Genomic DNA, 22784 nt, shown 5'->3' on the forward strand with positions numbered 1-22784 from the left:
TGCGGGGTCAGGCTGCGTGGGCGCAGCCCCAGTCGCTGAGGCCGTTCTTGGCGTAGAGGCGGTTGGCGATGTCAATCTGCTGGGCCTTGGTGGCAAGGCTGGCGTTGGGAGCGTAGGCTCCACCACCGTTGGCAAGCCAGGTGGGGCTGGAGAACTGCAGGCCACCGTAGTAGCCGTTGCCGGTGTTGATGGACCAGTTTCCGCCCGATTCACACTGGGCGATCCTGTCCCACATGGCTTCGTTCGGTGCGCCGGTGGGGCCGCTGGCGGCCGGTGCTGCGGTTGCGGCTGCTGCCTGCGGGGCAGGGGTGGGCACGGGGCGGGCCTTGGTGCCTACGCTGATCTTTTCGGTCACCGGCTCGGTGGCTACGTTGCTGGAAACCAGGGTGCGGGACGCTTCACGGCCGTCCACGAGGACAAGCTTGAACGTCTTGACCAAGGACCCTGCCACGCCTTCCTGGGTCACTTTCTCTTCACCTTTGAAGAGTTCAGCGCTATCACTCTTCACGCTTTCGAAAGGTACTTCTTCGGTGGCTTCGGCGGTCTTGCTGGTGTCCACGCGGGAGACCTTAATCACCATGTCCTGGACGATGGGCGCATTGCCCGGCTGGGAGATGCGGTCGTTGGCACCGAGGGTGATTCCGGTGTCCTTGAGCACGGTGGCGACGTCGTCCGCCGTCGTGGTGGTGCTGGTGTCCTTGCCGTCAGCTACAACGCTGATGGTCTTGGGAGTGGAGATGGAAACGAAGGAGCCGGTGACTTCCAAGGACGCTTCTTTGGGCTGGGAGATTTCGGAGGAGCTTGCTACACCGAGTTCGCTCACCAGGCCTGCAACGTCGGGGGCAGTGGTGTTCACGGTCTTCCGGGCGCCGTCCAGTTCAATGGACACGGCCTTGGCCAGGTTGACGTTCACTACGGATCCGTTTTCGACCCGCGCGTCAAGCGCCGGGGAAACGCGGTCTGCGTCCTTCAACTCGACCTTGGCTGCTTTGACCACTTGGTCAACAGTGCCGCCGAAGGTCTGGATGGAGCTCACTTTGCCGTCCACGTTGAGGGTGACGGTCTTGTTGTTGCCGACAAAGGCGACGACACCAACCACCAGCGCTGCAACCACCAGCAACTGGGTACCTACTTTGAGGAAACTGAACTTGCCATCCGTTGTGAAGAACTTGATCACGATCGCCCATTACTCTCAGACCATCCGGGCACGGGGAAAAGCGCAAAAGTAATGCCGACCGCAAAAACGGAGGGCCAGGCAATAAGCCTGGTCCTACACTTGCTGCCGGCATCTGCGCCGCCAAAAAACATTCAACTTATTGCTCCGGAATCAACCGGAGCAGTTGTCCGAAGGCCTTCCCCGACCCCGGCTACTTGTTTAACACAGTAACCGATCCGTTATAAACGAACCAAGAATCGTGCATACCGGGTATCCACGCCGGGTACCATCCCCGTCGTCAAGGAAGCCTTCCTAGGCCCATGAACCGTAGGCATTCAGGGTGTTTTCGGCCAACCGCGAACAAAGCTCGGCCAAGTCATCTCCTGTCACGTCAGCCATGGATCGGACTGTGTATGGAACCATGTAGCTCGCATTCGGCCTCCCGCGGTGGGGATGCGGCGTGAGGAACGGCGAATCGGTTTCCACCAGAATCCTGCCAGGTTCGGCAATGGCCAGGGCAGCGCGGAGATTTCCGGCGTTCTTGAACGTCATGGTGCCGGCGAAAGACATGTACCAGCCGTTCTCGTTACAGATCCGGGCCAGTTCCTCATCTCCGGAGAAGCAGTGAAACACCACGCGATCCGGTGCACCTTCCTCCCGCAGGACCTGCACTACGTCGTCGTGGGCATCGCGATCGTGGATTTGAAGTGTCAGTCCGAGCCTTTTGGCGATATCTATGTGTCGCCGGAAGGAGTACCGCTGATGGGCGAGTCCCTCACCGTGGGTTCGGAAGAAGTCCAGCCCGGTCTCGCCGATGGCCCGGATTCGCGGGTGGCCGGCCAGCGCCTCAATCTCGGCGAGCGCCGATTCCAGCTCACCACGGGACGCATATTCGGGGGCATCGTTGGGGTGAATTGCCACGGCACCGAGGAGCCGGGGATCAGCTTCCACCGCTTGCACTGTGAACCGGGAGGATTCGAGGTCGCAGCCAACTTGAACAGCGCCCTGCACACCAACGGCTTCCGCTGAGTCCATGGCGTCCCGAACCGAGACCTCAATCAAGCCGTGCCTGAAGTCCAGATGCGTGTGGTTGTCCATCACAGGCACGGGCAGGGGTTCGGGCGCAGGAGGGTACTCCCGGCGTGAGTCTTTTTCGTCAGCTGCGTCGGAAGGCGCCCGGTACGGTGCGGGAGCGAGGGAATTGCACATGCTTCCACCTTAATCGGACCGCGGTCCTCCCCGGGCGCCCAAGAGGAGCGAGCCATTAATTCCCTTTGGCACATAAATTCCGGAGCACTATGTTAGCGCGGGCCAATGTCTGGGTAGTCTGGAACGGACAAGCGGCAACACCAGCAGCACTCAGCGAAGACAGCTGCTGCGGAGGCCACGGCTGAAGGGCAATCCATGGAGTCCAAGCGACAAGTCACCGTTGAACCTTCTCCTGTTCAGGGCGAGGCTTACAGTCCCCTGCCGCGTGACGGTGCAGGACTCAATGGGCACAGGCCGCATGTCATGGACGCGGAACGGTTCCACGACGCCAGTGAGCGCGTCCTTGGTTCCATCAATAAGGTCATCGACGGAAAAGCCGACGCCGCCAAGCTCGCCCTTACTGTGCTGCTGGCCCAGGGGCATCTTCTGCTGGAAGATGTGCCGGGGGTTGGTAAGACCCTGCTGGCAAAGACACTGGCACGGACTGTTGACTGCACAGTGTCCCGCATTCAATTCACCCCGGACCTGCTCCCTTCCGACGTCACAGGGGTGTCCATCTACAACCAGTCGTCCCGGCAGTTCGAGTTCCGGCCCGGTGCCGTGTTCGCGAACATCGTGATCGGCGACGAAATCAACCGCGCTTCCGCCAAAACCCAATCCGCTTTGCTTGAGTGTATGGAAGAGCACCAGGTAACTGTGGACGGCCATTCGTATCAGCTGGGATTGCCTTTCATGGTGGTGGCTACGCAGAACCCTATCGAAATGGAAGGCACGTACCCGCTGCCTGAGGCACAGCGTGACCGTTTCATGGCCAGGATCTCCATGGGCTACCCGGACAAAGATGCCGAGATTGAGATGTTGGAGACGCATCAGGCATCCTCGCCCCTGATTAAGGTGACTCCCGTGGTCACGGCCGCCGATGTTGCTGCCATGATCTCCACCGTCCAGCAGGTTTATGTTTCCACTGCCATCAAGGAGTACACCGTGGCCATTGGACGGGCGACCCGTGACAGTGCCCGGCTCCGTCTTGGCGCCAGCCCGCGGTCCTTGCTGCAACTGCTCCGTGCGGCCAAGGCCACGGCCGCGCTGGATGGCCGCGATTTTGTCCTGCCGGATGACGTAGTGGACGTGGCCGAATCGGTGCTCGCCCACCGCATCATCCTGGACCGTAAAGCTGCGAGTTCGGGCGATACGCCGCAGAGCATTCTCCGCGGCATCTTCGCTTCCCTGCCCGTGGCCCAGGAACCGCCCGGCGCGTGGCGCAGGGACAGGCACAGCGTTTAGGAGAGATGCCGGTATGGCGCTCATGGATAGGCTTCCCAAGCACTTATTCACCAACCGTGGCTGGGGGCTTCTGGCCGCCGGGGCCCTTTCCTTGGGGTGCGCCTATGTCATGGGCAGGCGTGACCTCCTGACTTTGGCTGTGCTGTTGATTATCCTTCCCTTGGTGGCGCTTGCCGGCGTCCGGGTGCTCAAACCCAAGTTCCAGGTGTACCGGGAGTTCAATCCGTCCACAGTGGAGACGTCGGGCACCACAACCGTTCGCCTCGCTGTAGCCCGGTCGTCATATTCCACGGGGCACGTGATCATGGAGGAGCAGTTGCCTCCCCGCTTCGGCGAGCCACCCGCTTTCCGTTTTCCCGCCCGATCAGCGTCCGGAGGCACCAGCCGCTACGAATATCACCTGCGCTCCGGCAAGCGGGGACAGTTCCGGATTGGTCCGGTCACGGCCGAGTTCAGTGACCCGTTCGGCTTATCGCTGCGGCGGCATGCAATTGACGACGGCGACATCCTCACCGTGACTCCTGCCGCCGTCGAACTTCCCGTCACGGGCCTCGCCGGTGCGCGCGGCAATGATGGCGTGACGGCCACCCGTATCCGGGCCAATCCCAGCGACGACGACATCATGACCCGTGAGTACCGGCACGGCGATCCCATGCGCCGCGTTCACTGGGCGGCTACTGCCCGCCATGGCCAGCTTATGGTGCGTCAGGAGGAGTCGGTGACCACCCCGGAGGCCACTCTCATCCTTGACCAGAGATTCACCGCCTTTGCCGCTGGAACCGGTTCTGTCTTCGGGAGCCATGACGAAGACTCGGACCTTGTCACCAGCATGAACTTCGAGTGGATGGTCACCGCGGCGATGTCCATTACCGCGCATTTGGCAGAACGGAATTATTCACTGCGGCTCCTGGACGCGTTTGGCGGCCCGGCGTTCCATCGCTCGCGGTCGGCGCCGGACCCGCAGACGGAGGAGTTCGCGGGCGTGGGCGGCCTTCAGGCCATCGCTGAGAGTCTTGCGGCAGTGGAGCTAAGCGGCCCGAGGCACACCAGGCTGGAGCACCACAGGACCGAGCACAGCTCAGAACGCAACCAAATCTCCGAACACAAAGAGGGCTCCCCCGGCTCGGCAGGCACGGAAAATGCTGATTCTCCTTTCAACGACCGTCTGATGGATAAACTCTCAGCGCACCGGTTGCGGGGTCCGCTGCTTGCCTTGGTGGGCAACCTGACGCTTGCCGAGGCAAGAACCCTCGCCCCGGCGGCCGGCTACGGTGCCAACGCTTTTGCCTTGGTGATAACCGATGCCTCACGGAACAACGAGGAAGTACTGGAGATCTTGCGCCTCGCTGGTTGGAGGGCAGCCGCTGTGACATCAAAGACCCAGTTGACGGCCGCCTGGTCAGCCTTCGATGCCGGCGGCATCGTAGCAGCCGCCGATGCGGCCATGGACGTCCGGCGTGGAGCGGCGGTGCCACGATGACTGCTACATCCCACCAGGGCTCCCCCAGCGCTCCGACCCAACCGGGTGGAGCGAGCAGCGCGCCTGCATCCGGCAAGCGGCCCCGGCCGCACGTCCCGGGTCCAGGGCCCTATCCATGGGCCATGGCAGGATCTGTTGCGGTGGCCGTCCTTGGTGCTGGATTGTCCTTGAACGGTGTCCTCAGGGGCTGGGCCTGGTTCATGCCGTTGATCACCACGGTGGTAGTGGTTGCACTGGCGCTTGCTGTCCTCCGGGCACTCCGGGCCCAGCCGCTGATCGCCACTTTGGGCGCCTTTGCCGCGTTGGCGGCTGCGCTGAGTTTCATCTTCTGCCGCCAGGAGAGCCTGGCGGGGTTCATCCCCACCACCGAAACCTTCACCGCCGTCGGACGCCTCATCAAGCGGGCCGCCGAGACAGTGGTGTCCGAAAGCGCACCAGTGGCACCCAACGCCGGGATCGTCTTCGTCATGTGTGCCTGTCTTGGGCTCCTGGTGATCCTCATCGATGCCCTGGCCGTTCCGCTTTCGATGCCTGCGGCCAGCGGCATTGGCCTGCTGGCGGTCATGGTGGTTCCGGCCACCATCAAACCGCAGAGCGTGGGGGTAGCCGGATTCATCGGCGCGGCCGTGGGTTACTTGCTCATCCTCGGTTGCAGCCACTGGTTCGCCCCTGATGCCAGGCTCCAGTCCGGTTCGGGCCGCGGTGCCGGCCAGTTCAAGCGCTCAGTTGTCACCGGTGGCTTGGCGCTGGCCTTGACAATGACCGTGCCCTTGGCCATACCCGGTTTCGAGACCGGCACCTTTCCGCAGGGTTCAAGGCTCAGCCCGTGGGGCACCTCCAATGGGCTCAATCCCATGATCACCCTGGGCAACAGCCTCAGGAGTCCTACCGGTTCGGGCCGCATCACGTATGCCACTAGCGCTGGCGCACCCCTGTATTTGAGGTCGGTCACTGTTGACCACTTCGACGGCGAAACCTGGGCCCCGGATGATCGTGCAGGCGACCGCCGCGTTGGTGCTGACAGGATCGAGACGGGGTACGCCGTCCAGGGCGAAGTGGTCAATGCCGTGACGTCCATTAACGCGGGCCTGTTCACCAGCCCTTACCTCCCTGCCCCGTTTGCTCCGGCTTCCGTGAACGGCCTCAACGGACGCTGGACCTGGGATCCGGCTACTTTGAGCATCATGAGCACGGAGACCACCACCCGCGCCCAACGGTACGTCGTCTTCTCCGCAGCCCCCAGGATCACATCAGAGTCCCTGTCCCAAGCCACTTCCGTCCCGCAGGGCATTTCAGATGACTTCCTCAGGATCCCGGGCAACCTTCCGGACATCGTGCGGCAAACAGCCGATACCGTCACGGCATCCGCGGGCAGCAACTACGCCAAGGCGCTGGCCCTCCAGAGGTATCTGCGTTCCGGCGAGTTCACGTACTCCCTGCAAGCTCCCGTGCAGAACGGCTATGACGGTAACGGCCTCTCGGTCCTGTCGGATTTCCTTGCCGTCAAGAGCGGTTATTGTGTTCACTTCTCCTCGGCTATGGCCGTCATGGCGCGGGCCGAAGGGATTCCGAGCCGCATCGCCGTGGGCTACGCGCCGGGCCGGCTCACGGGCGAGTCCGTGGCCTTGGTCGGTCAGGGTTCCTTCCCCGAGTACGAGGTGGACGCCCGGGATGCTCACGCATGGCCTGAACTGTATTTTGAGGGGCTCGGCTGGGTTCCCTTTGAGCCCACGCCGTCGCGGGGCTTCGTCCCCGACTACGCCGCGGAATCCTCAGTTCCCAGCAACCTCAGCACCAACGCCGACGAGAAAGAAGTCCTCACAACCCCCGCACCGCCGGCAGCAGCGCCCGTCCCGATTCCAGGGGTAGAGACCCCTGCTACGGGTTCGGGCGCCACGAACCCGCTCCCAGCGATCGGCGCCGCCGCAGCCGGGGTGTTGCTGCTCGTCGGATTCCTCTGGTCGCCGAGGCTGAGCAGGACGGTCCTCCGACGACGCCGGTTGAACCAGAAACCCCTGGATGAAGCCGGCATCCCGGGCTTTAAGGATCCTGCCCCTGAACTTGCGTGGGCGGAGCTGCAAGACCTCGCTATGGATTACGGCTTGCCATCGACACCCAGCGAGACGCCGAGGCATTTTTCCGCCCGGCTGCGGTCCAGCATCGCGCTTGGTGACGCGGGAGGACTCGACGACGCCGCACACGCCGCAGTGGCTTCCCTCACCTCTGACTTCGAACGGCAGCGCTACGGTCGCGTGGCGGGCCCGGCACCGGCAGCGGCGGGCCGTATCGCCGTCGTCCGTGAGGCGTTGAGAAACAATGCCCGCTGGTTGGTGCGCTTCCGCGCTGACTGGGTGCCGCCGTCGATGATGCAGCGCTGGGTCCACGCGCTCGGCGCACCGTTCCGGGCTGTGGGAAGGCTCGGCAAGACCACGGGTTGGGCACTTGCCCGGTGGTGGCACAGGCTCAGGGGCCTGCTTCCCCAGCGCAGATAGGTTCAGGTACAGACAGCAAAGGGCCCGGCCCCGGAACTTGTGGTTCCGGGGCCGGGCCCTTGCGTGTGTCAACCGTTCTTGTTGCGAGAGCGGTTGACCGGGCTCCTTGGTGGAAAGAGCAGCATTAGTCGGCGTAAGGGTCCGCGATACCTACGTACTGGGTGTAGAGGTACTCTTCGATGCCTTCGGAGCCGCCTTCGCGGCCCAGGCCGGACTGCTTGACGCCACCGAACGGGGCAGCAGCGTTGGAGATGACGCCTGCATTGAGGCCGAGCATGCCGGTCTCGATGCGTTCGCTGATGCGCAGGCCCCGGTTGAGGTCCTTCGTGAAGACGTAGGCCACCAAACCGTATTCGGTGTTGTTGGCCAGGCGAACGGCGTCGTCTTCGGTGGAGAAGGTGATGATCGGCGCCACAGGTCCGAAGATCTCTTCCTGCAGGATGCGGGCGTCAGCGGCAACGTTCTTCAGCACGGTGGGCTGGTAGAAGTAACCGGGACCGTCGACGGCGGCACCACCGGTGACGGCAGTGGCACCTCCTGCTACGGCTTCGGAAACGAGGGCGTGAACGCCGTCGCGGGCCTTGCCATCGATGAGCGGGCCCACCTTGGACTCCGGCTCGGTACCGCGGGCGGTGGTCAGCGCACCGATTTTGGCGGCGAACTTTTCCGCGAAGGAATCAGCCACGGACTCGTGCACAATGAAGCGGTTCGCTGCGGTGCAGGCCTCGCCCATGTTGCGCATCTTGGCCGCAATGGCACCTTCAACTGCCTTGTCCAGGTCAGCATCCTCAAAGACCACGAACGGGGCGTTGCCGCCCAGTTCCATGGAGGTGCGCAAGACCTTGTCCGCGGCTTCACGGATCAGGGCCTGGCCCACCGGAGTGGAGCCGGTGAAGGAGATCTTGCGGAGACGGTCATCCTTGATCAGCGGGCCCGTGACGGCGCCGGCGGTGGAGGTCTGGATGACGTTGAGGACACCGGCGGGGAGGCCGGCTTCCTGCATGACCTGGGCGAAGAGCAGGCTGGTCAGCGGGGTGAAGTTTGCGGGCTTGAGCACCATGGTGCAACCAGCCGCGACGGCGGGGGCTACCTTGCGGGTGGCCATGGCCAGCGGGAAGTTCCACGGAGTGATCAGCAGGCAGGGGCCCACCGGCTTCTTTTGCACCAGGAGACGGTTCTTGCCATCCGGAGCTGCAGAGTAACGGCCGGACACGCGGACGGCCTCTTCCGAGAACCAGCGCAGGAACTCGGCACCGTAGGTGACTTCACCACGTGCTTCGGCAAGGGGCTTGCCCATTTCGAGGGTCATCAGCAGTGCGAAGTCTTCAGCACGTTCGGTGACCAGTTCAAAGGCGCGGCGCAGGATTTCGCCGCGTTCGCGCGGCGCCGTGCGGGCCCAATCAGCCTGGGCGGCAGCAGCGGCGTCGAGGGCGGCAGCCCCGTCTTCAGCGCCGGCGTCGGAGATGCTGAGCAGGACCTTTCCCGTGGCCGGGTCCTCAACATCAAAGGTCTTTCCGGATCCGGCCGGGCGCCACTGACCGTTGATCAGCAGGCCGGTAGGGACGGAAGCCAGCAGTTCGCTTTCGCGTTCAACCGTGACAGTCATGGCGACTCCTTCGTCTTGGGTGCTTTGGAGAATTGCACCACTGGGGTTCGTTGCCGGAAGTGGCTTGAATTACTGCCACGGTACTGCCCCGCAAGAAGCAGTGTCTACGCCTTCACGCACTGCCATATGGTCGCTGTTTTGTGCAGCTGCACAGCGTATGTCAGCGCGCCGCGAGGACCGCCGAGTAAAGCTCCCGCTTGCTGACCCGGGCATCGTCGGCCACTGCGGCCACAGCCTCCTTCAAGCGAATGCCTTGGGAAATGAGTTCGTTCACCGCGGCGACGTGGTCCTCAGGCTTGCCCGGTTCCTGTTCAGGTGCACCGGCTACCACCACTGCGATTTCGCCGCGGACCTCATTGTTTTCCGCCCACTCCAGCAGTTCACGCAAGGTGCCGCGGATGACTTCCTCATAGGTCTTGGTCAGTTCGCGGCACACAGCAACACGGCGATCGGCCCCGAAGCGCTCGTGCAGCGCGCGCAACATGACCTCAAGCCTATGCGGGGCCTCGAAGAAGACCATGGTGCGGCGTTCGTTTGCGAGGTCGGCGAGACGTGAGTTCCGGTCCCCCGACTTCCGCGGAAGGAATCCCTCAAAGCAGAAGCGGTCGGTGGGCAAGCCGGACAGCGCCAAGGCAGTCAGTACCGCAGAAGGGCCTGGAACGGCCGTGACCGTCAGTCCGGCGGCAACTGCGCCCTCCACCAGACGAAAGCCCGGGTCGGAAACTGCTGGCATTCCAGCGTCGCTGACCATCAGGATGGTCTTGCCGGCGCGCACGTGGTCCAGGAGTTCACCAGTCTTGGCCACTTCATTGTGCTCGTGGTAGCTGATGACGCGTCCGGTAACCTCGACGCCCAGCGCCGTTACCAGCCGGTGCAAACGCCGGGTGTCCTCTGCAGCCACAATGTCCGAGGTGCCAAGGAGTTCAACCAAGCGTGCGGATGCGTCGCCCACGTTGCCGATGGGTGTTGCGGCAAGCACGATCCTGCCGACGCCGGGAGTTGCGCCGGAATCGGCAGCAGAGGCCGACCCATCCAGGTCGTCGTTGTAGGGAGTCTCGTCCGGGGTGCTGCGCTGTTCGTCCACCTGCCAAGCCTAATGCCGCGCGGGCTTCAAGGATGCAGCCGCGGGGTTCAGGGATACAGCAAGGATGGAAAGGTAGCATGGGCGGGTGAACCAGTCGCCCGTTCCTGCTACCGCTTCCGGATCTCCGGTGGCGTCCCCGGCGACCCCTGAACCCGAAGACACAACGCTGGAGGTAAGCAGCGGTCAGCCGGATGCACCGAAACGCGCCGTCGGGCCAGCGCCCCGACAGGCGGCGGCGTTGCACGGCAGCACTGGCGGAACTTTGCCCGGCCGTGGGCTGGAAGGTCACCGTTGGATCGCCCGACCGTCCGAGGCCTTCGCTGCCCAAGCATTGAAGGAACGCCTGATCGGTGGGGTCCAGAGCTGGCGTGACTACCCGGCCTCGTTGCGCTTGTGGTTTTGGCTGATCCCCACCATCACGGCAGTCCTGGGCGGCATCCTCCGCTTCTTCCGGCTTGATACCCCGCACAGCCTGGTTTTCGACGAAACGTACTACGTCAAGGACGCTTACTCCTATGTAGTGAGCGGTTACGAACGCAGTTGGCCGGCCAACGCCAACGATTCCTTCAATGCCGGCAACCCGGACATCCTCCTTAACACTCCTGAGTACGTGGTCCACCCGCCGGTGGGCAAGTGGATGATTGCCTTCGGTATGTGGCTGTTCGGCGGCGACAACCCCTTCGGCTGGCGGTTCAGTGCGGCCTTGGCAGGTACGTTGACGGTCTTCCTCGTTTCCCTCATCGCACTGAAGCTGTTCCGGTCGCACACCCTCGGGGCCGTTGCCGGGCTCCTGCTGGCCATTGATGGCCACCATCTGGTGCTCTCCCGTACGTCGCTGCTGGACGTCTTCCTGGCACTCTGGATACTGGCCGCTTTCGGCGCCCTGTTGATGGACCGCGACGACGGCCGCCGTCGTCTGGCTTCACGGCTCGCCGCGCAAGCGGCTGCTTCGCCGGGAGGCCGCCCCACACCCACCCAACTGGTTGCCGGCCCCTGGCTTGGCATGCGGTGGTGGCGACTGGTGGCAGGCCTCTGTCTTGGCCTGGCAGTGGGGACCAAATGGTCGGCGCTGTTCTTCGTAGCCGCCTTCGGGCTGATGACCGTGCTGTGGGACCTGAGCGCCCGGCGCATCGCAGGCGTCCGGAGCTGGTTCAGCGCCGGCATTATCAAGGACGGCCTCCCCGCTTTCGTGACCATCATCCCGATTGCCGCGGTCACCTATGTGGTGAGTTGGACGGGCTGGTTCCTCTCCAAGGACGCCTACTATCGACAATGGGCTGCCACCAACCCGGCCCCCGGCTGGGACTGGCTGCCCAACTCCGTGCGATCCCTGGCTCACTACCACCTTGAAGCCTACAAATTCCATCAAGGCCTCAGCTCCGACCATCCCTATGAGTCGAGCCCATGGACGTGGCTCATCATGGGCCGTCCCACCTCGTTCTTTTACCAAACCCCCAAACCGGGCACTCCGGGATGCGTAGTCGAGACCTGCTCCTCGGCTATCCTGCCGGTGGGCAATCCGGTGGTGTGGTGGGGCGGGACCATCGCTTTGGTCGTCCTGCTGTTCTGGTGGGCGGGGCGCCGCGACTGGCGTGCCGGCGCCATCCTCGCCGGTGTAGCCGCCGGCTACCTTCCGTGGTTCATGTACCCGGAACGGACCATGTTCATCTTCTACGCCGTGTCCTTTGAACCGTTCCTGGTTTTGGGCCTGACGTATGTGTTGGGGCTGGTGTTGGGACGCAGTGGCGACCCCATCTGGCGGCGACGATCCGGACTTTACATTGTGGCCCTGGTCCTGGTGTTGGCGGTGCTGACCACAGCATTCTTCTATCCTGTGCTCACGGCAGAAGTCATCACCTACCAGGAGTGGCGAATGAGGATGTGGATGCCATCGTGGATCTAGGAGGAGGCAAGCAGTGAGGGAAGCAAGCACGGAGCTTCTGGTCGAGGCGGACCCGAACACCAACGTGACGGACCTCCTCCTGGAACGCTGCCACAAGGATCCGTTCGGTAACCTGTACGCGCACAAAACCGCGAACGGTTGGCTGAACATTTCCGCAGCCAGGTTTCTTGCCGACGTCACGGCTTTGGCCAAAGGCCTCATCGCGGGTGGGCTCAACCCCGGCGATCCTGTAGCCGTGCTTTCCCGCTCAAGCTTTGAATGGACGTTGGTGGACTTCGCCATCTGGATGGCCGGCGGAGTCACCGTCCCCATTTACGAGACGTCATCGGCCAGTCAGATCGAGTGGATTCTCACCGATTCCGGAGCCCGTCGCATCTTTGTGGAGGACACTGCCAAGGAGAGCCTCGTCCGCGCCTTGGTTGAACAGTCCCCGGCCCTGGGCGAGGACCCAGTGACCATCATCCGGATGGAGCACGACGGCGACGCACCCAACCTGACCAGCGTCTCCGCCGTCGGAATCGGCATCATGGACGCCGAACTGGAGCGCCAGCGCAGCGCAGCGAACCTGGCAAGCGTGGCATCCATCGTTTACACCTCCGGAACCACGGGCAAGCCCAAGGGCTGTGAAATCACTCATGGCAACTTTGTCCTCGTGGCCCGTAACGTCATCCCGTTCCTCCCCGAGCTGCTCATGCGGCAAGGCGCACGCACCCTGATGTTCCTGCCCCTGGCGCACGTCCTCGCCAGGGCTGTCCAGGTTGTTTGCCTCACGGCCGGCATCACGCTGGGACATAGTGCCGGCGCCAGCGGACTCATGGCGGATCTTGGATCCTTCAAGCCCACGTTCCTGCTCGCAGTGCCCCGCATCTTCGAGAAGGTTTACGCTGGCGCCAGCCACAAAGCGGCCATGAGCGGCAAGTCCGCCCTCTTCTCGGCAGCTTCGGCCACCGCGGTGCAATATTCGACGGCGGTGTCCCTCGCGGGCCGCGGCGAGGGACCGGGCCCGGGTTGGCTGCTGGGCCTGAAGCACTCCACGTTCAACAAGCTCTTTTATCCCAAGGTGCGCGAGGTTTTCGGCGGCGACGTCGGCTACACGGTTTCCGGAGCCAGTCCCCTAAGCCTCCGGGACAACCATTTCTTCCACGGCGCGGGAGTTCCCGTCCTTGAGGGCTACGGGCTGACAGAGACCACGGCACCCTGCACCGTCAACACCCCCAGCATGTCCCGCATAGGTACAGTGGGCATTCCCCTCCCCGGGACCACCATCAGGGTGGCGCAGGACGGCGAAGTGCTGGTCAAGGGCATTGGCGTCTTCAAGGGATACCACAACAACGAAAAGGCCACGCAGGCTGCCTTCGTTGACGGCTTCTTCCGTACCGGCGACCTCGGCGAGCTCGACGCCGACGGCTTCCTGACCATCACCGGCCGAAAGAAGGACCTCCTGGTCACGGCGGCCGGTAAGAACGTGGCGCCGGCTCCCTTGGAGGAGAAGCTCCGCGAACATCCCTTGGTGGGTCAGGCAGTAGTAGTCGGCGACGGCCGGCCCTTCGTCGCGGCAATGGTCGGTTTGGACCCCGAAGGGCTCGCTAACTGGTGCGCCGAGAACAAGGCGGGGGCCATGACCCCTGATGAAGCCGCTGGCGATGACCGGGTGAAGGCGGCTATTCAGTCAGCCGTGGACGAGGCCAACAAGCTCGTCTCGGCTGCCGAGTCGATCAAGAAGTTCGCATTCATCACGGCGGATCTCAGCGTCGAGTCAGGGCACCTGACGCCCTCGCTGAAGCTGAAGCGGGCCGCGGTGCTCAACGACTTCTCAGCGGCTGTGGAAAAACTCTACGCGAAGTAGTTTTCTCCACTTGGGCTGGGCCACCGCAGGTCCAGCCCAGGTCGAGACGTACCTGCTAGCGCGTAACGCCCGTCGGTTCCTTGCGAAGGCTGTCGGCATCGTCGTTTGTGAAAGCTGCCTCTTCAGACTCCTCGCGGTCCTCGGCCGCTTGTGCCGTCGCAAGGCCGCGACGCCGCTTGGTAGGCCACGTGAAGATGAACGTCAGCGTCGCTGCAAGGAACACCAGCGCGCCGATGACAATGCCCGCGTCAATCCAGAACTGTCCCGGGAAGAGCCTGATAAGGGTGTCTTCCAGCGAGAATGTCCATGTTCCATTGGCAAAGAAGATGCGGTGGAACTCCGTAAAGAACTGCTGCCAGCTCAAGACGGCCAACACTGCGAGTCCAATGATGATGACCAGCGTGACGATTGAACCGGCAAAGAGACCGCGGCGGATCCCGCCCGTGCTTCGCTTACGCAGATACAGGATGGCGATGATGCTAAGGATGATGAGCAAAAGCCCGGCCCCGAAGGAGGACAGAATGACCAGCTTCACGTCGGCCATGTGCGACACTTCGCTGTCGGTGAAGAGCTTGTCGCCGTCCTGGTTGACCAAACCGCCCAGGTAACGCGGGCCGGCCCAGTTGCTGAGGTAATCAACGGCGTAAGAGCCGTACGTCATACGATCGTCAGTGCTGAAACCATAGCCGTCGCCGGGGAAACCCGGGCGGTTGTACTCTACCCACAGGAACAGGGGGCTGGTGACTGCCCGGACGGCAAGCACCAGGAGGATCACCGGGTAGAAGACCGCCAAAAGCACCTGGAAGATCCGCGGGCCTATCGGCTTCACCTTTGCTGCTTGCTCGCGTTCGGCGTTTCGGCGCGCCACTTCGTCTTCCGGCGGGCGGATCTGAAGAGCCGACGTCGGCAGGGGCTCCGAATAGTGCGACGGCTGCTTGGTGGTGGAAGCGCCTGCCAGGGTGTCGGCGAACAGCGGCGGCTCAGCCTCGACGTCGGCCGCTTCTGCAGCTTTCCGGTCCGCGCGGCTCCCGGGCTGGCCGTTGGCAGGCGTCGCTGAAGTGGGAGTGGACGCGGTGGCGGCCGACGGCGTTGCTCCGGTTGTGTGTGTGGCTGCGGCTCCGGTGCTGGCTGCAGGAGTGGCCGGAGAAGCACCACTGGACGTTTTCGGCTTCATCCAGTCGAAAGCCGGTTCGTTGGGGTCCTCGTGGACGTCCGTGTCCGGTTCTTGTGGTTTTGGGCTTTTGTCGCTCACAGCGGGTTCACTTCCGTAGGCATCCACCGGCGATTGCTTGCTGCCGGCTCTCTTGTCTGCATTCGAGCCTACCGCCCGGCATTACAGAGACACGCGGTGCCACCCCGGCTGGAACCAGATTGAAACCCAACCGTAAGGTCTATGCGGCAATGCTGCGATAACCGGCGTCGTTGGCATCCATATCTCCTGTGACGCCTGCGCGGACCGCCTTCCCGCCCAGCACCAACGTGTAGACCCAATACCCGGCCAAAACCAGTGCACCGATGGTGATCTTGGCCCACACGGGAAGCGGGCTCGGCGTCACAAAGCCCTCAACAATTCCCGAAACCAGCAGGACGAGCACCAATCCCAAGGCAATGGTAATCAACGAACGGCCCTCATCAGCCACAGCCTGCAGCCTTGTGCGTGGGCCCGGCCGCACCATGGCCCAGAAGATCTTGAGCCCCGCCGCGCAGGCAATGAAGACAGCGGTGAGTTCCATGAGGCCGTGAGGAAGGATGTAGCTGAAAAAGATGTCCATCTTCCCCGTGGCCAGGAAAAGTCCCGCCGCGATTCCCAACCCCTGCGCATTCATGAACAAGATGAAGGGCACCCAGAACCCGGTAATGCCAAAGGCCACAGCTTGAGCGGAAATCCAGGCGTTGTTCGTCCACACCAAGCCGGCGAACGAAGCCGCAGGATTCTCGGAATAGTAGTCAATGAAGTCTTCCTCCACATACTGCTGCACCTTGGCATCACTGGACGCTACGGCCCTCAGGGCCTCCGGCGAAGTGCCAATCCACAAAGCATAGGCACCCGCCACCAGGACAAAGGCAAGCCCGCACCATAGAGTCAACCACCGGATCCGGTAGAAGGCCGCAGGGAGGGAAATAACAAAGAACCGCGCCAAGTCCTCCATGAAATTGGAGCGGGCCCCCGTGAACCTCGTCCGGGCCTGGGCCAATGCTGCAGACAAGGACGCCGACAATCCCGTCTCCGGCGCCACGGACCGGATCAGCGACAGGTGCCCGGACACCGTTTGATACAGGCGCAGAAGTTCATCGGCCTCAGCACCCGTAAGCCTTCGCTTATGAGCCAGGAAATGAAGCCGCGACCATTTGTCCCCATGTACGGCCGAGAAGGCATCTATGTCCACGCCACCACCCTAGCGCCTGTATCCACTAGCAGGTCAGCCCGCCGCTAGACTCGTTGAAGAGGGCAGTCGTGTGGCCCGAAGCGTTGGCGAAACATGGGGGCAGGCATGAGTTCAATCATCACAGGCGAGGCCGTGGTCCTCGAGCTTCGCCCAGCCTCCTTCGCCGCACGTGCGCTGGGGCTCATCATTGACGTCATCTCCCAAATCGCCCTCGCGATACTGCTGATCATCCTGATCACCAGCGCCTCCCGGGATCTGGACGACGCCGCCATACAGGCAATGGTCCTCAGCAGCATCGTATTCTCAGTGGTCATCGTCCCCGTCACCGTGGAAACCCTGACACGAGGGCGATCCCTGGGAAAGCTCGCAACAGGGCTCCGCATAGTCCGCGACGACGGCGGCTCCATCCGTTTTCGGCACGCGCTCATCCGCGGGCTCCTCGGATTCCTGGAGATCTACCTGACCTTCGGCGGCCTCGCAATCGGAGTGGCACTGTTCAACGACAAGTCCAAGCGGCTCGGCGACATCGTTGCAGGCACCTACTCCCTCCGGCAACGCGTACCCTCAACGCCCCGGATCATGCCCGTAGCACCGCACCACCTGCAGGCATGGGTGGCCATGGCAGATATCGGCAGAGTACCGGATGCCACCGCTCGCCGGGCCGGAACCTTCGTGCAGCAGGCCTACCTCATGGCACCCGCCTCACGCGTCAACATGGCTGCCTCGCTCGCATCAGAACTTGCAAGGTACGTCGCACCACCCCCGCCCGCCGGCACCATCCCCGAAGACTACATAGGCGCAGTCCTCGGGGAACGGCGCAACCGCGAACTCACACGGCTCCGCCAAGCGGAGCAGCGGAACGCCACCGTAGGGGAACGACTCAGGAAGCTGCCGTTCACTAACGGTTAGTGCCCCGCTATGGGCTGACGCCAGCCATCGCCGGGCGGCCGCCGTCCTCTGCGGGCTCGCTCATTCTTCGCTTAGACGAACGCTGCCGGACGGCTGGCGACCGCCGCGCCAGCAAAGTCACCAGTGAGCCGGTCTTGTGAGTCGTGGGGGTAGGAGGGTGGAGGGGTCGCCTTCGGCCGCGTTGATCTGCGGTTGGGTCAGGTAGAGCGCCTTGGTGAGGTCGGCTCCGTGGAGTTGTGCTCCACGGAGATCTGCTCCCAGAAGGTCTACGGCTGTGAGGTCGGACTTCCTCAGATTGGCTCCGATCAGGTATGCACCGCGGAGATCCGATCCGCAGAGACTTTGGTTCGCAAGGTCGGCGCCCATCAGATCAGCGCCGCCCAGCTTGGCGTCGGCACCCGGTTGGCGGCCGGCGTCGAAAGTTGGCTTGTCCTCGGCCCCGTAGGAGGCGCGTAGTTCTTCGCTAACCTCCATCAGGAGCGTGCGGACTTCTCCATGCAAAATTTCGACGTCGGTGGCCAGGACCGTGGACGCGTCGCCTTGTGCGGAAGCTGTTATGCGCTCGGAAAGGTGGTGGGCCGTGAACGCGAGGTCGGGATCGAACGTCCGTTGCCGGGCTTCGGCCAGGTACCAGAGCATCTCGTGGAGTTGCCTGACTACTTTGAACACGGCGAACATCGAGGACTTGGACGATGGGTCCTGCGTCCAACTAGTGCCGGAGAAGGTGTGTTGGGACACCACTTGGCCGGCGCCGAAACAATCAAATACTGTGCAACCGCGGAAGCCTCGAGGCCGTAAGCGTTGGTGGATGGTGCAGGAAAAGTCGTCGGCCATGTTCGGGCACGGCGAAGCGGCAGGTTTGTCGATGGCGAAGTCAGCTGATCGGGCAAATCCGAGCGCGGTGCAGCAAAGGGCAAAGCAGTTGCCGCAGTCGGGGCTGAACGTAGGTGAAATGGTCATGCGTGCTCCAAATGATGAGAAAGGGTCCGGTGGAAGGAGCCGGGGAACCCGTGAGCGGGTTCCCCTGAGGGACACCCGGAATCATCTTGGAGGGCAGCAAAAATAGCAGGGCCGACGACGTGTCAGCGCTGGAGCAATGGGTCAAAGCGCGCAGGAAATAATCACTACGACGATCTTAACAGCAGGACTACCGCTGGGCGTAGCTCGCCCACGGAATGTTCCAGTCGCCGAAGCCTTCCAGTGGTTCAACTGCCGGCGCGCCGGTGTTCAGGATCTGGACAACGTCACCGGTCTTCATGTTGTTGAAGAACCACTCAGCATCAGCCGGCAGCAGGCCCACGCAGCCATGCGAGACGTTAGCCACCCCAATGGAGCTCCAAGCGGCTTCGAGGGCCTGGTGAACGTACACGCCGGACCACGTGAGGCGGTTGGCATATTCCACCACGAGGGGCGGGTAATAGCCTTTGTCGCCGGGCTTCAGGCCGATTGTTCCGGCGTTGAAGTTCGAGTGGCGTTCCTGTTCCATAATCACCGCGTATCCGGTGGGCGAAAGCCAATCTTCCCCGCCCAAGGACACGGGAGCCGTGTGAACCAACTGGCCGTCGGAGTAAACGTTCATGGTCTTGGTGTTGTCGTCAACCACGGCCACACGCTGCGGGCCAGTGGTGAACGTCGAGACCACGTCAGCGTTGCCGATCATGTTGTTTCCGAAGTCCACGCCCAAAAGCTTCATATCCACGGTGACAGTGGTGCCGGACGCCCAGAAAGCCTCCGGACGGATCCTGACCTTCTTGTCCGAATACCAATGCCAAGCCACGGGCTGGCCGGAGGAAACCGTGACGGCGACGCGCTTTTCCATTGCCGCCTTGTCTACGACGGGCTCACTGAAGTTGATTTCGATAGGCTGCCCGGAGCCGGCCGTGGTGCCGTGGCGGGGGTAGATGGAAGCGTCGGCCTCGTAGGCGGCGGAAACCGTAGTGAAGGTTTGGGACTTCTTAGTCTCTTTCCCAGCCGTATCCACGACGGTGAAGGAGTAGCTGTACTGTGTTTTGAACTTCAGGACTTCCAGAGTTGTCCAAGTGCTGCCGTCAGGGCTGGTCTTGCCTTCCACAGGTGTCCCGCCGCCCACCGGCGCCAGCACAACGTCCTTCAGCTTGCCGTTGACTGCTTTGATCTGGGGACCCACAACGGGGTTCCACTCCACGGCGCCATCCAGCGGGGTAATGCCCAGCTCTACGGGTTTGGCTTCCACGGTAGGAGTCGCCGACGGCGCTACGGCCGCATCCTGCGTAGAACCTGCCAGCAGGCCCGGCACGGTGACCACGCCAATTCCACCCACGACAATTGCTGCGCAGACTCCAATGATGGCAAGGATCTTGCCCTTTTTACGTTTGGCGACTTCCGTCATGGTTCCCGTCATCCTGTCCCCCGCAAGCAGTACCGAACACCCAATTCTACCGGAAAGGCCGGCCACGCTGGTTGCGTGTCCGGCCTTTCGCCATCGATTTGGGTACCGCCGGGGGCGGACTGTACAGGCTAGTAGCGGTAGTGCTCAGGCTTGTAGGGACCTGCAACATCGAGGTCCAGGTAATCCGCCTGGTCCTTGCTCAACTCCGTCAGCTCCACGCCCAATGCATCCAAGTGAAGGCGTGCAACCTTCTCATCCAGGATCTTGGGAAGGACGTAAACCTGGTTCCGGTACTCGCGCTCACCGGCGGGCTGGTCCTTCTTGGTCCAGAGTTCGATCTGCGCAATGGTCTGGTTGGCGAACGAGTTGCTCATCACGAATGACGGGTGGCCCGTGGCGTTGCCCAGGTTGAGCAGCCTGCCCTCGGAAAGCACAATGATGGACCGTTCGGAATCCGTCCCGGCCTCGAAGACCCACTCGTGGACCTGCGGCTTGATCTCAACCTTCTTGACGCCCGGAATCCTGGCAAGTCCGGCGATGTCGATTTCGTTGTCGAAGTGGCCGATGTTGCCAACGATCGCCTTGTTCTTCATGCCGAGCATGTGCTCGGCCATGATCACGTCCTTGTTGCCTGTGGTGGTGATGAAGATGTCACCCTGGGCGAGCACCGTCTCCAACCTGGCCACCTGGTAGCCGTCCATAGCGGCCTGTAGGGCACAGATGGGGTCAATTTCAGTGACGATGACACGCGAGCCCTGGCCACGCAGCGCTTCAGCGGCGCCCTTGCCGACGTCGCCATAACCGCACACAACTGCCACCTTGCCGCCCATCAGGACATCCGTGGCCCTGTTGATGCCGTCCGGCAAGGAGTGGCGGATGCCGTACTTGTTGTCGAACTTGCTCTTGGTGACGGAGTCGTTGACGTTGATGGCCGGGAACAGCAGCTTGCCCTGCTCCGCGAGCTGATACAGACGGTGCACACCAGTGGTGGTTTCCTCGGTGACGCCTTCGATGCGGGCAGCCAGGCGGGTCCACTTTTGCGGATCGGCGGCAAGGGTCCTGCGCAGGAGATCCAGGATGAGGACGTATTCCTCCGGATCATCTTCGGTGGCGGTCGGCACGGCACCTGCAGCTTCGAATTCGACGCCCTTGTGCAGCAGCAGCGTGGCGTCGCCGCCGTCGTCGAGAATCATGTTGGGACCCAAGTCCGGATTGGTGTCAGCGCCAGGCCAAGTGAGGATCTGCTCCGCAGTCCACCAGTACTCCTCAAGGGTTTCGCCCTTCCAAGCGAAAACCGGAACACCCTGCGGGTTTTCCGGGGTGCCCTTGCCGACGACGACGGCGGCAGCGGCTTCATCCTGGGTGGAGAAGATGTTGCAGGAAGCCCAACGAACTTCTGCGCCCAAGGCAGTGAGGGTTTCGATGAGTACTGCGGTTTGGACCGTCATGTGCAGGGAACCGGCAATCCTTGCACCCTTGAGGGGCTGCTCCGCACCGAACTCCGCGCGGAGCGACATGAGGCCCGGCATTTCGTGCTCGGCGAGACGGATTTGGTGGCGGCCGGCCTCCGCAAGAGTGATGTCAGCCACTTTGAAGTCAAAAGTCATGGAAGTCCTTAGGGGTGCCGTGCGAATTTGGTGGAAGAAAGCGCGTCAGGCCTTGGAATCGTGCTGGCCTGAGGTTGCCGCATTGGCTGCGGCCAGCAGTTCCGGAGGCAGGAGCAGCGGGATGCCGTCCTCAATGGTGTAGCGGAGCTTTTCGCCGTCCGCAGCGGCATCGGTGGAAACCAACTCATCGCCCTCTTGGACCAGCGGTGAACCCGTCACGGGGCAACGCAAGATGGACAACAGTTCAGGACTGACCTTTGGCATGAATGATGCTCCCTGGGTGGCGCCCGCATAGCGCCGCTGGCGGATATATCTGCAGATTCCAGACTACCGCGCAGGGAGATCCTGTTTTGATCCCGACGACGAAATGCGTCCAGGAGCCGAAATTCAGCAGCAGAAAAGGCCGCGATCCGGCTAAGACGGCTCGCGGAGGATGCGCAAGTGCCCTCGACGAGTGCCTTCGGTGCCGGCGGGTGGCTCCATCTGAGGGTGGCTGTGCCGGGTTGGAGTCTCGGTGGTGGCCGATGCAGCCTCCCTGACCGCGTTGGCAAGTGCCAGCAAGTCATCCGGGCCCGGCTCTTGCGGCGTTGTGGGCATGGCAAGGCGCAGGACTTCCCAGCCACGCGGAACCGTGAGTGACTCCGCATGCTGCGAGCAAAGATCGTACGCATGCGGTTCTGCGTACGTGGCCAGAGGACCCAGGACTGCGGTTGACTCTGCGTACACGTACGTCAAAGTGGCCACCGCGGACTGGCGGCAGGCTGATCTGGAACACTGACGAATGGCACCCACAACATCCCAGATTAGCGCCATTGGGCGCATACATTGCGCATTGCCCGCCCGTGCCCCACGAACTCCAAGCGAGTATCGCCCGATGCGGCGCGCTGCGGGCCTTGATGTCGCGCTGGCGGTTCCTCAGGACTAAAGTCGATATATGCAGTCACAGCCACATGTTCCCGGGTTCAATATCCGGTGGACTGACGCCGATGGCGATCAGGCCCAGGAACACGCCGGTTCGGAAGCGCGGGGCTTCCGGCGACGCCGGCGAAACCGGCACGGACGGGGACTGCGTGGAGAGTTGATGCTCCCCAATCTTCCTGGTTTCCGCACGCGCTCGGAACGCTTCGATGACATGGTGCTGGACTCCGCCGAGCGCCTCCAGGACATGTGGGGCAAACAGCTCGACGGCGTTCTCTTCGCAGTCGATGAAATTCCACCCAACCTTGAGCAGCTGGTTGCTACGGGAAACACTGCCCCCATGGGCTCCTACACCCCTGGTGGCCGCGGCGAGGCACCCATGATCACGGTGTACCGCCGGGTGGTTGAGCAGGGCGCTGCCACGCGCGAAGAACTGCAGGACCTTGTCCACGACGTCGTAGTGGAGTACACCGCCGAGATGCTCGGCGTGCCCCCGGAGACCTTGGACCCGGTCTACCGCCGCCGCTACCAATAA

The 22784-nt window shown here is 62.8% G+C and carries 18 protein-coding genes; 7 read left to right on the forward strand and 11 right to left on the reverse strand.

From position 1 onward, the window contains the following. Nucleotides 1–7: 7 nt before the first annotated feature. Together M1D89_RS16570 and M1D89_RS16575 are read right to left on the reverse strand one after the other, a co-directional pair. Entirely contained in the window at nucleotides 8–1177 is a 1170-nt protein-coding gene (locus M1D89_RS16570; RefSeq protein WP_420180531.1) for a resuscitation-promoting factor, read from the reverse strand. A 291-nt stretch (nucleotides 1178–1468) separates the two neighbouring features. Further along, nucleotides 1469–2365, reverse strand: coding sequence for a TatD family hydrolase (locus tag M1D89_RS16575; RefSeq protein WP_498645147.1), 897 nt, complete (start codon nucleotides 2363–2365; stop codon nucleotides 1469–1471). A gap of 195 nt (nucleotides 2366–2560) precedes the next feature. Between M1D89_RS16575 and M1D89_RS16580 the strand changes: the two genes are divergently transcribed. Genes M1D89_RS16580 through M1D89_RS16590 form a run of 3 tightly spaced genes read left to right on the forward strand, consistent with a single transcriptional unit; the run spans nucleotide 2561 to nucleotide 7621 of the window. Continuing rightward, entirely contained in the window at nucleotides 2561–3649 is a 1089-nt protein-coding gene (locus M1D89_RS16580) for an AAA family ATPase (protein ID WP_498645149.1), read from the forward strand. A gap of 13 nt (nucleotides 3650–3662) precedes the next feature. Continuing rightward, complete coding sequence (locus M1D89_RS16585) at nucleotides 3663–5129, forward strand: DUF58 domain-containing protein (RefSeq protein WP_498645151.1); 1467 nt, start codon at nucleotides 3663–3665, stop codon at nucleotides 5127–5129. Next, entirely contained in the window at nucleotides 5126–7621 is a 2496-nt protein-coding gene (locus M1D89_RS16590) for a transglutaminase TgpA family protein (protein ID WP_498645153.1), read from the forward strand. The genes M1D89_RS16585 and M1D89_RS16590 overlap by 4 nt, the downstream gene beginning before the upstream one ends. A 124-nt stretch (nucleotides 7622–7745) precedes the next feature. On the opposite strand, the gene M1D89_RS16595 is transcribed toward M1D89_RS16590, so the two are convergent. Both M1D89_RS16595 and rsmI read right to left on the reverse strand, forming a co-directional pair. Next, nucleotides 7746–9227 (reverse strand): NAD-dependent succinate-semialdehyde dehydrogenase, encoded by a 1482-nt coding sequence (locus M1D89_RS16595; protein WP_498645155.1) that lies wholly within the window; start codon nucleotides 9225–9227, stop codon nucleotides 7746–7748. Between the two features lie 160 nt (nucleotides 9228–9387). Then, nucleotides 9388–10263 carry a 16S rRNA (cytidine(1402)-2'-O)-methyltransferase gene (gene rsmI / locus M1D89_RS16600; protein WP_498650974.1) on the reverse strand — a complete coding sequence of 292 codons (876 nt, stop codon included), beginning with the start codon at nucleotides 10261–10263 and terminating at the stop codon, nucleotides 9388–9390. Between the two features lie 133 nt (nucleotides 10264–10396). Between rsmI and M1D89_RS16605 the strand changes: the two genes are divergently transcribed. Further along, nucleotides 10397–12214 carry a dolichyl-phosphate-mannose--protein mannosyltransferase gene (locus tag M1D89_RS16605; RefSeq protein WP_498645156.1) on the forward strand — a complete coding sequence of 606 codons (1818 nt, stop codon included), beginning with the start codon at nucleotides 10397–10399 and terminating at the stop codon, nucleotides 12212–12214. Between the two features lie 13 nt (nucleotides 12215–12227). After that, entirely contained in the window at nucleotides 12228–14060 is a 1833-nt protein-coding gene (locus M1D89_RS16610; protein ID WP_498645158.1) for an AMP-dependent synthetase/ligase, read from the forward strand. Nucleotides 14061–14115: 55 nt separating this feature from the next. On the opposite strand, the gene M1D89_RS16615 is transcribed toward M1D89_RS16610, so the two are convergent. Together M1D89_RS16615 and M1D89_RS16620 are read right to left on the reverse strand one after the other, a co-directional pair. After that, complete coding sequence (locus M1D89_RS16615; RefSeq protein WP_498645160.1) at nucleotides 14116–15312, reverse strand: TIGR01906 family membrane protein; 1197 nt, start codon at nucleotides 15310–15312, stop codon at nucleotides 14116–14118. A gap of 139 nt (nucleotides 15313–15451) precedes the next feature. After that, nucleotides 15452–16447, reverse strand: coding sequence for a stage II sporulation protein M (locus M1D89_RS16620; protein WP_498645162.1), 996 nt, complete (start codon nucleotides 16445–16447; stop codon nucleotides 15452–15454). Nucleotides 16448–16552: 105 nt separating this feature from the next. Between M1D89_RS16620 and M1D89_RS16625 the strand changes: the two genes are divergently transcribed. After that, nucleotides 16553–17356: an RDD family protein gene (locus M1D89_RS16625; RefSeq protein ID WP_498645164.1), complete on the forward strand. Its 804-nt coding sequence runs from the start codon at nucleotides 16553–16555 to the stop codon at nucleotides 17354–17356. A gap of 117 nt (nucleotides 17357–17473) precedes the next feature. On the opposite strand, the gene M1D89_RS16630 is transcribed toward M1D89_RS16625, so the two are convergent. From M1D89_RS16630 to M1D89_RS16650, 5 genes are all read right to left on the reverse strand, one after another. Then, on the reverse strand, nucleotides 17474–18316 hold the full coding sequence (locus M1D89_RS16630) for a pentapeptide repeat-containing protein (protein ID WP_498645166.1): 843 nt from the start codon (nucleotides 18314–18316) through the stop codon (nucleotides 17474–17476). Between the two features lie 187 nt (nucleotides 18317–18503). Beyond that, entirely contained in the window at nucleotides 18504–19724 is a 1221-nt protein-coding gene (locus M1D89_RS16635; RefSeq protein WP_498645168.1) for a L,D-transpeptidase, read from the reverse strand. A gap of 128 nt (nucleotides 19725–19852) precedes the next feature. Beyond that, nucleotides 19853–21331: an adenosylhomocysteinase gene (ahcY, locus tag M1D89_RS16640; protein ID WP_498645170.1), complete on the reverse strand. Its 1479-nt coding sequence runs from the start codon at nucleotides 21329–21331 to the stop codon at nucleotides 19853–19855. 45 nt (nucleotides 21332–21376) lie between these two features. Then, nucleotides 21377–21595, reverse strand: coding sequence for a Trm112 family protein (locus tag M1D89_RS16645; RefSeq protein ID WP_017198664.1), 219 nt, complete (start codon nucleotides 21593–21595; stop codon nucleotides 21377–21379). A gap of 150 nt (nucleotides 21596–21745) precedes the next feature. After that, entirely contained in the window at nucleotides 21746–22144 is a 399-nt protein-coding gene (locus M1D89_RS16650; protein WP_498645172.1) for a DUF3499 domain-containing protein, read from the reverse strand. A gap of 121 nt (nucleotides 22145–22265) precedes the next feature. Between M1D89_RS16650 and M1D89_RS16655 the strand changes: the two genes are divergently transcribed. Beyond that, entirely contained in the window at nucleotides 22266–22784 is a 519-nt protein-coding gene (locus tag M1D89_RS16655; RefSeq protein WP_091466152.1) for a metallopeptidase family protein, read from the forward strand.

The organism is Arthrobacter sp. D3-18, from assembly GCF_054408525.1.